The sequence below is a fragment of the Leptospira borgpetersenii serovar Javanica genome (genome assembly GCF_003046425.1).
Lineage (GTDB): Bacteria > Spirochaetota > Leptospiria > Leptospirales > Leptospiraceae > Leptospira > Leptospira borgpetersenii.
The window spans coordinates 44419-57500 of record NZ_QAJG01000007.1 but is presented as its reverse complement, the minus strand read 5'-3'; the positions used below and the strand labels follow the sequence as shown (position 1 = coordinate 57500).

Here is a 13082-nt window from a genome sequence, read left to right as displayed (position 1 = left end):
AGGAAAGGCAAAAGGAATTTCCATCAAAAATCTAAGCGAAAGAATCGATTTCGTTTCCTCTTTATTGAAATTGAAAACGGCAAGTCCAATCGGCCTTCTTTCCAAAGGGTTTCGACAAAGAGTAGCCTTGGCCGGAGCTCTCATTCAAGATCCAGAATATATCATTTTAGACGAACCGAGTTCCGGCTTAGACCCAATTCAAATCGCGGAATTGAAACAACTCATCCGTACACTAGGAAAGAATAAAACGATCCTTCTATCATCTCACATTTTACAGGAAGTGGAGGATCTCTGTGATCATATTCTTGTATTATCGGAAGGAAAATTGATCGCAGATTCTTCTTTAGCTTCCATCTCTCGGGGAGAAGGCAGTTTGGTATTGGCAGAAACCGATTTAGATACACTCAAAGTTTTTTTTTCGGACACAGACTACGAAATTGAAACGACCGGAAAGTCGGAAGGTTCTTTTCTAGAATTTAGAATCCGCTCCCACAATACGTCCTCGGAAAAAATCTTTCAGCTCTTGAAAAAAGCGAGGTTTCAAGTTCGCTCCTTAACTCCGGAAAAAAACTCCTTAGAATCCGTTTTCCAATCTCTGACCCTAACCAAATAAGATGAAACTTTCCGAATATTGTAAAACATTTCTTCATAATACTATAACCGTGTTTTGGAAAGAATTTTCCATTTACTTCAATTCACCCGTCGGAACAATTTTTGCCTCTTTCTTTTTATTTTTAACTTCATTTCTATTTTTTTTCGGGTTGGGAGACGGTTCTTTTTGGGACTTTAAATCCGCCAGCATGGAAACATATTTTCTTTGGGTTCCGATTCTATACGTAATTTTTATCCCCGCCCTCTCCATGCGCCTTTGGTCCGAGGAAGAACGTTCTGGAACGTTGGAAATCCTTTTCTCTCTTCCTTTGAGAGATTCGGAATTGGTGTTTGGAAAATTTTTTGCGGCTTGGAGTTTTTTAGGATTTGTTCTTTCATTTACACTTCCGATTCCGGGAACGATTCTTTACCTCGGAGATTTGGATCTGGGAACTATTACGGCGGGTTATCTGGGGATTTTTCTTTTAGGCGGAGCCGACTTAGCGCTCGGAAGTTTTATTTCCACTCTAACAAAAGATCAGATCAGTTCTTATCTGCTCGGACTCATTCTTTGCCTTTTCTTTTTTCTTTTAGGGTATAAACCTTTTCTTCAATTTTTAGGAACAAGTTCGGGAACCAAAATCTCTTTTTTTTCCCTTTCCAAACATTTTGAATCGTTTCGTCTAGGAATCCTGGACGGAAGGGAAATCTTTTTTTACTTGAGTTTTATTCTTTTATCACTATATGCAAATATTCTTATTCTAAGATCGAAACGATGATCTTGAGCCTTAGAGTTTTTTTTTCGCGATTCAATTCCAATCCTTGGTTTTTATTTTCCCAGGTATTTCTTCTTTTTCTATTCTCAAACGGAATCCTTTCTCAATTTGTATGTAGAAAAGATCTTTCGGAATCCGGGCGGTTCGAAGTATCAGAAAGCACACGAAAGATTTTTCAAAACCTACATTCTCCTATCTATATCGATGCGTATTATTCCTCGAAAACTCCGGGAGAATATAAGACACGTCTGGATCTAACCAAAGAATTGTTAAGCGAAATTGCTTCCTTGGGTGGATCGAATGTCGTATTACGCTTTCATGATCCTGACTTTTCCGTCGAAGAGCAAAAAAAAGCAATCGAAGCGGGGATCCAACCGCAGATATTGGAAAAGACGGAATTAGGTTCCTCCCAAATCAAACAAGCCTATTTCGGTCTAACTTTAACATTAGGAACCAGGAAAGAAACGATTCCAGTCGCCTTTTATGCGGAAGAAATCGAATATCAAATCTTAACGACTCTTAGAAAAATGATCCGTGGCCCCACAGACTCTGGAATCGGAATTCTTTCTATTCCGGGAACCTTATCCACGACGGGCCCTGAAATCGGAAAAGATACGATCGGAATTTTTATAAACCAGATTCTAAAGGAAGAATACGGAGCCCTTCCGGAAGTCCACCTTGAAGAAGACATTCAAGATTCCTTACATACTCTCCTTTGGATTGGTGGTGGAACATTATCCGAAATAGCTTTTTATAAACTCGATCAGTTCCTAATGAGAGGTGGAAACCTCATTCTTCTTTTTAAATCCATGGACTTTCGTTTGGAACCTCCCAACCGAAAAAAGGGAATCGGAACAAATTCGATCGGCGCAGGAATTGCAAAACCAACTCCTCGAATAGAGGAACAAAATCGTATTTTTGAATCCTACGGTTTTCGAGTGAACACCGACCTTGTCTTGGATCCGAATCGTTCTCTTCCCATCGGCCCTTTGATGGAAGTGGAACCCGGAGTGATCGGAAGGAATGCTTATCCGCCTTGGATTCTCGCGGGACACTCTCAGGAAATGTTAAACGAAGTTAGCCCTTTTACAAAACCTTTGAAAAATCTGCTTCTTCCCTGGATTTCAAGTCTGACTCTTTTTCCGGATCGACAACCGAACGTGAGAATGGAACCGATCCTATCGTCTTCCGAAGAAGCGGAAGTCCGTTCTTCCATAGTGGCCCTCGGTGAAAAACAAATCTTTGCTACCCCGATTCGAAGCGGGAATAAAAAAATCATTTTGGGGGCCGTACTAGAAGGCTCTTTTCAATCCGCATTTGCATCCGTCCCCACAATATTCAAAAAATCAAATTCTTTTTTAAAACAAACTCCCGAAGGAAAAAGTTCTCGAATCCTTGTTATCGGCTCCCCCTACCTCGTGTCGGATCTTTTGGCCTATCCGGAAACGAGAAAAATCTACCAAGAATCGAACATTCCGTTTTTATTAAATGCTTTGGATATATCCGGTGGAGATACAGATCTCATCCAGATTCGAGGAAAAAAATCCGCCTTTTTAAGACTCAATCCATTTTCCGATGCCGAAAAAAAAACATTCAGTTTTTTGAATGTTTTAGGAATACCGTCTCTTTTAAGTCTTTACACATATCTTAGGATGCGGCATAGAAATTCCCTACGAGGTAAAAACCCGGCACCATGAAGCCCTGTATAAAAATTCTTACAACTTTCGATCATTTTTTTCGAAAAGAAACTGCCCTTGCTTTGGTTCTAATCAATCTAATTTTAGGTACTATTTACTTTTTAATCTCCGATCCTTTCGGATCCTTTCAAAGAACGTATGATCCTTTTTTTCCTTTTAAAGCGAATGAAATCGAAAGGATTCAAATTGGAAGAAAAGGACATGAGACAATCTTAGAGCAAAAAAATAGAACTTGGTCCGTCCTCGTCGGAGAAGTTGAAGGCAGGCCTGATTTCAAAAAAGTCACTTCCTTCCTAAATGCCATTTTAAATATCCGAAAGTTTACGAAAATCTCTTCCAGTTCCGATTCGAAAGAATTCGGTTTAAACGGTGAGGAATTAAAATTAGAAATCCAAACCGAATCCGGAGAAATCGAAAAACTGGACATAGGAGCTTCCGGAAAATCGGAAAGCGGAACCTTTATCCGAGAACCAAACACCGGAGAAATCTGGTTTGTGGAAGAGAATTTAAATTCCCTGGCAGGCCGCGGGAATGAAAACTTTTTTCTCTCGAAACTTTTAATTCCGGAGAATGTTCGTATGCAAGAAATTCATACTATTCTAATTTATTTTTCTGAAGACAAAAATGCCACGTTTAAAATCGGACAAGCGGAACCGGGAAATTGGAAACCAACTTCTTCGAATTTCTACCTCTGTCCGGGCGAGGATTGTTCTCGAATCGTCCAAAAAATCCTAACACTCAAGGCAGAAAGAATTTTAAAAAAACCGTTCGGAGAAAATATTTTCCCTTTGAATTCCGAAGATCGTTTTCGGATCGAAGTCCACCTTCATTCGGATGGGCGTTCTTCTTTGAACTTAGAATGGATTGGAAACACTTCCGATGGAGAACCGATATTTAAATCGGATTCTGATTCGATTCTGTATGTAATCGACCCCAACTTTTTAAGAGGATTTCGAGAAGTTCCGAATTGGAAAGAATTCTTCTACGAAACCTCCGATCCGTTTTAACTCCCCAAGGACACATTGATCCGGGGTTTTTCCAAACGTTTTTTTGATCGTATTTCAAGCACTTACTTTAAAACATCGTTAAACGATCTTATGGATTCTTTGAAATCCATTTCGGTTTTAGGATCCGAATTCCGAACCGATTCTGTATTGACAATGTAAATACCTTCAATTTCCTTTCACAAGAAATCTAAAATTTAGGACGAAAGCATGGCTTTGATCGAAGAATTTGAATCTCAGGGGAATTTTTTATTTCGCTGGAGATCCTATATTCCCGGAATCATCTTGATTCTCTGTCTTGGACTTTTGCCCTTTTATCGGTTCCCCGGAGATTCCTACAACTATCATCTGTATTACCAGTCCTTTTGTTTCGTGATTAGTATTTTAGGACTTTTCGTACGCAGTTTTGTGATCGGCTACGCACCCGCAAGAACCTCAGGAAGAAATACGAAAGAACAAGTGGCAGATTTGGTCAACCAGGAAGGAATATATTCCCTCATTCGTCACCCTTTGTACGTGGGAAATTTTCTGATGTATCTCGGAGCGGTTCTATTTTTAAAAAACTTTTTGATAGCAGCGGTTTTTATCCTTTTTTTCTGGGTATATTACGAAAGAATCATGTTTGCGGAAGAACAATTCCTGCGCAAAAAATTCGGAGAGGCTTATCTTTCCTGGGCAAACAACGTTCCCGCATTTATTCCGAAGTTCGGCGGTTATAAAAAACCGGCTCTTCCTTTTTCCGTTCGCAATGTAATCAAAAGAGAATATCCGAGCCTCTTCGGAATTCTTGTCATCTTCAGCGTTTTCGATTTAGTCGCGGTTTATTTTAACGAACCGGTCAGCAATCTTATAGAAGCAATTCGTATTCCTCAAATCGTCCTGTTCGGCGGCGGGCTCGTTTTTTACGTTCTTACAAGAATTGTCGTTAAAACGACAAAACTTTTGCATGTAGAGGGTCGCTAAACTATAACAGACTCCCCTTTTCCTACAAAAACTTCAATTTGAAAACGTTTGAGAGGAACTTTCTAGATACGATTTCAACCGATTTGTCTCTTTTGTAAAAAAGACCGGAATCGGATAATTCTGCTTGGAAGAAATCAAAACAATTCCTTCATCGAAGAACAGAATTTTTTCGATTTCAGAAAAGAAATATTTATAACTACTGTTTAATGCTTCAAAAGAAAGAAAATCCTTACTCTCGCTCAATTTGCCCGAACCGATTCGTTTCAAACTTTTCAACTTGTCCGGGATTAATTCTTTCTTTTTGTCGGCGAGTCTTTCATACAGAAGTTCTCGATTCTGATCCAAATATAAAATCCCGTCGATTTCAAAACGTATTTCTTTGACTTCTTCCTCTTTCGGCTTTTCTTCGTTTACAAAAGAGAATTTAGGAGACTCTTCCAAAACCTCGACGCCGGAACGAGAAGGAACTTCTTCCGCTCGGGAGAACTCCTCCTCTTTAATCGAAGAAACGCTCTCATCAAAAAATTCGGCCGAAGAAGATATCGTTGGTTGCAAAACTTTGTCCTGTTTCGGGATTTTTCTTCCCTCCACGAACAAATCTTCTAGATGCTTTTGTTTTTCGATCTGTCCCAAACTCGGAGAGCGTTTGGTCGCTGCAAGAACCTCCGCACCTTTGCGAGGATCAAATTCATACCTTGATAGATGCTCATTTTCGGAATTTCCCTTTCGAATAAGCTTAGACCGTTCTCTCCCCGAATTCGGGTTGAGAGAAACATAAATAAAACAAAGTAGCCCTACAAGGATGAGTGCGATTGCAATAAAGAGCATCATTCTATGTATCTGTCGACAGAGCAGGTTTCTGAAGCGTTTTTCTTACTTTTCTCCTTTACAGAAATATTCCCTTACAAACCCTTTTAGTTTATTGATATAATCATGGAATTAGAAAACGTTTCTCTCAAAGACAAGATCATTCGCGCGATTGTCGCCTTCTTTCTTTTTATCCTCGTGAGTGGTTTGATCATCACTTTTCTTCCGGGAGACGCCGAAAAGAGCTTTTTCGACGTGATTTCCGGTCGTTCGAATCTCAACGCCGGAAAAATCGGGAGCGATTCCATCCCAATGGACTATTTCCAGGCCGCCCAAAGAGATTGTTTCTTTCAATATAGAAATATTGCCCCTTCTCTTGCGGAGGATCCTTCCACACTTCAATCCTGTGCATTTCAAACCATACGCAGTTTGGTAGTCACGAAACAAATCGCAAACGCAACCGGATTTTCCGTATCCGAAACCGGAATCCGTGAGGAACTTTCTGAAGAGGCAAGGAGAATTTATAGGGAATCCGTTACTGGAGCCGGATATTCCGAAGAAGACGTTCGTAAACCCGAAGTCATCTATAAACAGATCCTGAACTCAGCTCCCATGCAATATCGAGTTGATCGTAAAAATGCAAGCAGTCTCTATGATTCTCTTTTAAATTCCGATCTCAAAAAAACCGATGGAGAACTTGCGGTTCAAAAAGAATCTTCTTCCGCCCGGTTTCGACTTCGAATTGTCTCTTATACCGACGAACAGCTGAATAAACTGGCGGAAAAAGAAATCCCCGTTTCCGAAGAAGTTTTACGTGTAAAATACGAAAACGAAAAAAAAGAAGGAAAACTGCCGAAAAATCCAGACGGCAAAGAACTTTCTTTTGAAGAAAGAAAAAATTTCCTAAAAAGCAAACTACTTCTGGAGGCCCGTTCCAAATCCCAAGAAGAATGGAAAGGAAAATTGAAAACCCTTCAAGAAGAGACGGACGGACTCCAAAAAATCGCCTCTTTGTTAGGTGTCAATGTTCAAGATTTTAAGGACCAATCTCTTTTGAATCTCTGGGAATTGAAATCCGGAAACCAGAACATTCGCCTTGGAAACAATACTCAGTTTCTTAAAGATTTGACAACCGTGGCTTTTGGATCTAAAAAAGTCGGAGGTCCTTACAGAGAATCCGAAAAAAATGTTTTTGTAGAATTCGCTTCCTTGGAAATCGATTCGTCTAAAATCAATATTTCCCAGGGACCGGATTTGAGAGACAACCTGAACCTGCTGAACGGGTTCGTTATGGAAATCAGTCAGGCACTTCAGGAAAAATACCCGATTGAACGAAGGATCGGTCAAAAGGCAGAAGAATAATGCAAATCCGGGCTGAATTGGTAAATCCCTTTCTCGAAGCCGCTACGATCGTTTTTAGAGACGTATTGAAAACGGATTTGATCCGGGGAAAGATCGGAATCAAAGACAACCCAGAAACCAACCTGGAACTTTCTATTGTGATCGGTGTGATCGGAACGTTTAACGGTGAAGTAATCTATGGCCTTAATTACGACGCCGCGTATAAAATCGCCGGTGTTCTAATGCCCGGAATGAACCTACAAGATATTAAAAACGAATACAAGGATATTCTGGGAGAAATCGCGAATATGACCACAGGAAACGCAATGAATATATTCGCGAGTTCTGGTCAATCGATCGAAATCACCGCACCGAATATAGTCGATTCCAAAAGCGAAACATTAAAGATTCCTAGAAAACCCGCCTTAGGAATCAGTCTGTTTTCTAAGTTTGGAAAACTGGATGTAAACGTTTCCCTGACTTAAGACGATACAGGGGAATGTTTTAGTCGATGAACAACTAAAAACTGTCCCAAAGTCACAGACCAGGTTCTTGGAGCTTGACCTTACCTACAAGTCAGGTTTTCGTAAGTAATTTAAACATAACAAGTAGATCCGTCGAATTTACGAGCCAAGAGTCCGCTTAATTTGGCAACCCAGTTCAAAACGGTATTCAAATCGGGTTCTTTGTTAGGTGATTTTGGAACGCACTGTAAAGTTATCTTGTCCTTTTTCTAAATAACGTGAGTTCGGCGTAAGAAAGTTTGGGCGAATAAGAAACTCAATGCAACGACTCCCTATGAGTCGTCGTCGCAGCTCGCGAATTTCATAGATAAAATAGCTCGCGACCGCGCTTTTCGCTTCAATTCCTTCGGAATTTCCACTACAATTGCTTTCGCATTTTGTTATATCGAACTCACGTTAAATACGAACAAATGCAGCGTAAAAAATTAATTTCACAGATTTTAATATAGTTTTTTAATAATATCTTCGTTTTAAAATTCTCTTGAGTTCCTTTACAAAAGAAGAATCTTCAGAAGCATCTGGATTCAATCGATTTAAATATGTTTTCGCCCAATTTTCCGCTTCCTCGTATCTTCCCTGATCTCCATAAATTCTCGCGATCAAAGTTACCGCTTTTTCCAACTGATCCTTTTTAGGATCAAGTTCCGGTTTTTGCTGTAGAAGTTTTACGAGTTGCAAGAGATATCTTCTTGCGGAATCTTTTCGATCCGTGAACGAAAGCATCTCTCCCAAAGAAAGCAGAGAAATCGATTGGAAGTTTTCAGGAGCCTCCGTGATAATTTTCAGATATTGAGTTTCCGCTTCAGCTATTTTTCCGTTTCCTCTTAAAGCGCGAGCAACCTCGAACACTGCTTTCCATTTTTCGTCTTCGGAATCGATCTGTTCCGTGATCGCATTTACTTCGTTTGAACTTTCAGCGGTCAATCTTGCATTTTCTAGTCTGGAAGAGTTCGCCGATTTTCCTTGTAGGGAAGATTGATCAAACTCGCTTTTTGCTTTGTTTCTCTGGTTTTCTCTCAGTCGTAAAAGACCTTTTTTATATCCGCTCTCGGACGGATCTTCCTTCTTCTTGTCCTTTTTCTTTTTTAAACTTGTTTTTTCGGAATTCGGAAGTATCGTCTTTTCCAGTAATTTTGCGACCTCCTCTTTGGATCGATCGGATGGTTTTTGCAAAGAAGTAGAGTCTAAAGAAGGAGCGTTAGTCGTCTTTAATTCTTCCATCTGCAAAGGTTTAAAAGAATCTTCAGTTGAAACTTTTTCCGATTCCGTGTCTTTCGACACAAATTCAGATACTTCCTTTGTTTCATTCGACTTCGTAACTCCGGGTATATTCTTTTCCGAAGTACCGGTAGCATTCATTTCCGTTTCAGAAAACCCCAACTCTTCCGGAAACGGAAGAGGCATATCTGCGAATGAAGAACTCGTGACGACCATGAATGAAAAGATCAATATGATCGGAGCAGTCGAAAATTTCATCGAGGCTCCAAAGTTCCCTTGGAATTATTTTTAGGCGGTTTCATCAAAGTTGGACGTTCTTGATTGTGGGAATCTCGTTCCGGAGAAATGATTCCCGGATCATCCAGATTACGATTTGCTTCCGGTGTTTTGCTCCGATCTTCCGTCGGCAATACATCCGACTCGGTCGGTAGTTTCGGGGTTCCGACTCCTTCCCCCCTTCCATCCCTTAAGGGATCCTTTCCTTCAGGAATATTCGATTCTTGCAAAAGTCCGTCCTTAGGTTTTTCTCTTTCGTATCGATCGATTTCGAGTTGGGAAGATTCTCCCGTTAAAGAAAGATTCGGGTCGCTATAACGAATCGATTTTCGTTTGCGATTGTAATTTCTTTCGATATCTTCCAAGAACAATGCTTTACGATCCAATTCTTTCGCCTGATCGTCAAAAGCCGCTCCTTCTTTACCTTTTTGAATTCCTACAAGAACTGCCAAAGAAACCCCTAACACGGCCAAAGAAATTCCGGTATATAAAAAAGTCTTCTGAACTTGAGGCGGTAGATTTCGAGATAAACCGTCGATCGAAGAAAATCCTGATTGAAGTTTGTCTTTTAGATTGAGATCCATCGTTTTATTTTCCTGGTATATTTGGAAAAATTTCCCTAATGTGTACCTTTAATTTCGGTCGTTTCCCCAATTTTACCGACAAATAGAAAGTTCTCGACCGGTTTTTTTAAACCTTATTTTTATTTCCCTATATTTCGAAAAATAAAACGTATTTGTTATCCCTCCAAATTGGGGAATGAGTCATAACAGCCCGGTCCCGGGTTGTTATTTTTGCTTTAATCGCCATAAACACCAGCTGAAATATATCGATGGATTCATTCGATAAAATCAGCTTTACGAAATAATTTAGACCTTCCCATAAAAAACGACACTCTTCACCCAGACTGGAACAAAAGTGGATGGGTTTATTTTAACGTGGGTTCGGTGTAAGAAATCCATGATTCATTTTCTGAAAAAGTTGGAATTTAAATTTTGTAAATCTATTATAAAATTGTAGGAACTCTCACTTTTAGAAAATTCCTTCTCATTTTCAACCGCCGAATTCATGTTATTTTAGCAAATTAGAGTATTTCGGAATTCTACTTAAGAAAAGTACAAAACGTTTACCATTTCGAAGAATGGGTTGGCTTTCGAGATCTTTTAGTAGAAGATATTTTTATTCAAAATGCGGAAGCCTTGGATCATGTGGAAGCCTGTTACATTCCAAAAAACATTCTAGAAAAATTGCTCAAGGAAAATCCGAATCTTTAAACAGAGATTCTGAAACCAATGGTGATCGAATGGAACAACTCGAAGACTGATGCTACAAAATAAGTCTACAATAAAATAGAAAAACTTTTCATTTCCTTTTGAATGTTCGGGCGACAAACCGGAAATAGATCTCTCCTGACCACCTCACCTATGATGGGAATCGAAACCCTCAAGGACCTTCTTGAGTTGGAAATCATATATTGCTGATTCTCATTCTGAGATAGAGTCTCAGAACTTTTATATAAATTCGAGCTACGCGCTCATACTCCCTTTTCCCCCAAACTCCAAACGCACCAGAAAAACTTGATATTTATCAAGTTCGTAAAACCCGAAAACTCTTTTATTCTCAAATCGGCTTCAATAAAAATACAAATCGGGCCCATTGTAGCCAAAAAAATAATATTCAAATTTACTGAATAGGATATATTTTATTGACTTTTTTCCATTGTAAACGAAATGAACAAAAGATTCGAATCAGGAGATACAATTTCATGGGTCAAACGAACACCAAATACAACGATTCCATCGTAAAAGGGTTCATTGTCTCGGCTTTAGTCTGGGGAGTCGCTTCCATGTTGGTGGGAGTTATTGCTGCCTTTCAAATGGTCTATCCCGAATTGAACTTCACTCGATATTTCACCTTCGGTAGAATCAGACCCTTACATACCAACGCAGCGATTTTTGGTTTCGCACTGAGTGTCATATTTGCCACAGCCTACCATCTGATTCAAAGACTGTGTCGGGTAAGAATTTGGAACGATTCTTTAGCAAAAATTCACTTCGTATTATATAATCTAACGATCGTTCTTGCCGCGATCACTCTTCCTCTAGGACTCAACCAATCCAAGGAATACGCCGAACTAGAATGGCCTTTGGATCTTTTGATCGTGATTTGGTTCGTGATATTTCTCGTGAATTTCCTAGCGACTATTTTTACAAGAGAGGAAAAACAACTCTACGCGGCGATCTGGTTCTACATTGCTTCTTTCGTCACCATCCCGATTCTTTTTGTAGTCAATAATCTTTCGATTCCTGTTAGTCTTTCCAAGTCCTACTCGATTTTTTCCGGAGTCTACGACGCAAATATTCAGTGGTGGTACGGTCACAACGCGGTAGCATTCGTCTTAACAACCCCGTTCTTAGGTTTGATGTATTACTATTTTCCGAAACACATCAAACAACCTATCTATAGTCATAGATTGTCCATCATTCATTTCTGGTCTTTGATTTTCATTTATATCTGGGCCGGTCCTCATCACTTGCTGAACACCCCTCTTCCCGAATGGCTTCAAACCACCGGGATGGCTTTTTCCATCATGCTCTGGATGCCTTCTTGGGGAGGAATGCTCAATGGATTCCTAACGTTAACTCAAGCGAAGGAAAAGATCAAAACCGACGCTATTCTAAAGATGATGCTCGTAGGGATCACATTCTACGGTATGTCTACCTTCGAAGGCCCTCTCCTTTCCATTCGTTCGATCAGCGCCCTCGGTCACAACACCGATTGGATCATAGGTCACGTTCATTCCGGAACCTTGGGCTGGGTGGGAATGATGTCTTTCGCCGCGATTTATTATCTCGTTCCTAGAATGTGGAATACTAATCTTTATTCGGAAAAACTCGCGAACGTGCATTTCTGGTTTGCGACTTTAGGAATTCTTCTCTATATCGTTTCAATGTGGGTTTCCGGTATCACAGAAGGTTCTATGTGGAGAGCGATTGATTCCAAAGGATTTCTACAGTATCCGGCTTGGGTTCAAATCACCGAGGTATTAAAACCCTTTCGTCTTGCGAGAGGGGTTGCCGGCGCTATTTATCTGAGCGGCGTCTTCGTCATGCTCTATAATGTGATCAAAACAATTCAAAGCTCCGGTTCCGGTTTTCAAGAAGTCGATTTGAGAGTGAAAGGAGAAAACGCATGAAACTTTTCGACGTTCTTTTGACTTGGTTTTCAGGGTTTACGGAAAAATGGGAAAAACAAGGAGTTAAATTCACCATTTATACGACAATCGCCGTATTGATCGGAGGTATATTCGAACTCATTCCTCCTTTCTTTATTTCAAAAACCGCAGTTCCGATCCAAGGAGTCATCCCGTTTTCAGCTCTGGAACTCGCTGGAAGAGACATCTATCAAAAAGAAGGTTGTAATAACTGCCATACCCAGATGATCCGTCCCTTCAAATGGGAAGTGGATCGTTTCGATCCTTCTAAGTCGTATGGAAGAGACGGATATTCCAAAGCGGGAGAATTCATTTACGATCATCCGTTTCTCTGGGGCTCTAAAAGAACCGGACCGGATCTTGCCCATGAATCCCAAATCCAACCTTCCTACACTTGGCATAAGACTCATTTGATCAACCCAAGAGATACTTCCCCCGGATCGATGATGCCCGCCTATCCGTGGTTATTCGATGCTGACTCTACGCTCGACGTGGAAGAAGTTGTTAATCGTATGAAAGGCCTTTCCAAAGTGGGAGTCCCTTATTCGGAAGCGGATTATCTTTCTGCCGTAAAAGAATTGGAAGGGAAAACAGAAGGAGATGCTTTGATTGCGTATCTTCTCAAACTCGGAAAAGACACGGCGATTCTTTCCAAATCCATTCAGTGAGGC

General features: G+C 40.2%; 13 protein-coding genes (1 of these 13 running past the window's edge). 10 read left to right on the top strand and 3 right to left on the bottom strand.

What is annotated here, in order from left to right:
- The 5 genes from CLV95_RS07245 to lmtA form a co-directional block, all read left to right on the top strand.
- Positions 1 to 613, top strand: partial view of an ABC transporter ATP-binding protein gene (locus CLV95_RS07245; RefSeq protein WP_002735846.1) — the 3' portion only. The gene continues 305 nt to the left of window position 1, outside the view; only the last 613 of its 918 coding nucleotides appear in the window; its start codon lies off the left edge, out of view; the stop codon is at positions 611 to 613.
- A gap of 1 nt (position 614) precedes the next feature.
- The gene (locus tag CLV95_RS07240) at positions 615 to 1370 is read left to right on the top strand and encodes an ABC transporter permease (RefSeq protein ID WP_002722778.1); all 756 of its coding nucleotides are present in this window, start codon (positions 615 to 617) and stop codon (positions 1368 to 1370) included.
- Positions 1367 to 3064 (top strand): GldG family protein, encoded by a 1698-nt coding sequence (locus tag CLV95_RS07235; protein WP_016749571.1) that lies wholly within the window; start codon positions 1367 to 1369, stop codon positions 3062 to 3064. Before CLV95_RS07240 ends, CLV95_RS07235 begins: the two co-directional genes overlap by 4 nt.
- Positions 3061 to 4071: a DUF4340 domain-containing protein gene (locus CLV95_RS07230; RefSeq protein WP_002735825.1), complete on the top strand. Its 1011-nt coding sequence runs from the start codon at positions 3061 to 3063 to the stop codon at positions 4069 to 4071. The genes CLV95_RS07235 and CLV95_RS07230 overlap by 4 nt, the downstream gene beginning before the upstream one ends.
- A gap of 207 nt (positions 4072 to 4278) precedes the next feature.
- On the top strand, positions 4279 to 5031 hold the full coding sequence (gene lmtA, locus CLV95_RS07225) for a lipid A Kdo2 1-phosphate O-methyltransferase (RefSeq protein ID WP_002722746.1): 753 nt from the start codon (positions 4279 to 4281) through the stop codon (positions 5029 to 5031).
- A gap of 33 nt (positions 5032 to 5064) precedes the next feature.
- Here the strand turns inward: lmtA and CLV95_RS07220 are convergent, their stop codons facing one another.
- On the bottom strand, positions 5065 to 5862 hold the full coding sequence (locus CLV95_RS07220; protein ID WP_002722802.1) for an LIC_11490 family protein: 798 nt from the start codon (positions 5860 to 5862) through the stop codon (positions 5065 to 5067).
- A 102-nt stretch (positions 5863 to 5964) separates the two neighbouring features.
- Here CLV95_RS07220 and CLV95_RS07215 point away from each other — a divergent pair, with 102 nt between their 5' ends.
- Both CLV95_RS07215 and CLV95_RS07210 read left to right on the top strand, forming a co-directional pair.
- The gene (locus CLV95_RS07215; protein ID WP_002722769.1) at positions 5965 to 7200 is read left to right on the top strand and encodes a hypothetical protein; all 1236 of its coding nucleotides are present in this window, start codon (positions 5965 to 5967) and stop codon (positions 7198 to 7200) included.
- On the top strand, positions 7200 to 7664 hold the full coding sequence (locus CLV95_RS07210; protein ID WP_002722841.1) for a chemotaxis protein CheX: 465 nt from the start codon (positions 7200 to 7202) through the stop codon (positions 7662 to 7664). Before CLV95_RS07215 ends, CLV95_RS07210 begins: the two co-directional genes overlap by 1 nt.
- Before the next feature lie 492 nt (positions 7665 to 8156).
- On the opposite strand, the gene CLV95_RS07205 is transcribed toward CLV95_RS07210, so the two are convergent.
- Positions 8157 to 9179 carry a tetratricopeptide repeat protein gene (locus tag CLV95_RS07205; protein WP_002722795.1) on the bottom strand — a complete coding sequence of 341 codons (1023 nt, stop codon included), beginning with the start codon at positions 9177 to 9179 and terminating at the stop codon, positions 8157 to 8159.
- On the bottom strand, positions 9176 to 9781 hold the full coding sequence (locus CLV95_RS07200) for an LIC_11485 family protein (protein ID WP_002735771.1): 606 nt from the start codon (positions 9779 to 9781) through the stop codon (positions 9176 to 9178). Before CLV95_RS07200 ends, CLV95_RS07205 begins: the two co-directional genes overlap by 4 nt.
- Positions 9782 to 10338: 557 nt before the next feature.
- On the opposite strand from CLV95_RS07200, the gene CLV95_RS19760 reads away from it, so the two are divergent.
- The 3 genes from CLV95_RS19760 (at position 10339) to CLV95_RS07175 (ending at position 13079) form a co-directional block, all read left to right on the top strand.
- On the top strand, positions 10339 to 10521 hold the full coding sequence (locus tag CLV95_RS19760; protein ID WP_002722845.1) for a hypothetical protein: 183 nt from the start codon (positions 10339 to 10341) through the stop codon (positions 10519 to 10521).
- Positions 10522 to 10962: 441 nt separating this feature from the next.
- Positions 10963 to 12393, top strand: a complete 1431-nt coding sequence (ccoN, locus tag CLV95_RS07180) for a cytochrome-c oxidase, cbb3-type subunit I (RefSeq protein WP_002722763.1) — start codon at positions 10963 to 10965, stop codon at positions 12391 to 12393.
- Positions 12390 to 13079 (top strand): cbb3-type cytochrome c oxidase subunit II, encoded by a 690-nt coding sequence (locus CLV95_RS07175; RefSeq protein WP_002722838.1) that lies wholly within the window; start codon positions 12390 to 12392, stop codon positions 13077 to 13079. Before ccoN ends, CLV95_RS07175 begins: the two co-directional genes overlap by 4 nt.
- Positions 13080 to 13082 lie beyond the last annotated feature (3 nt).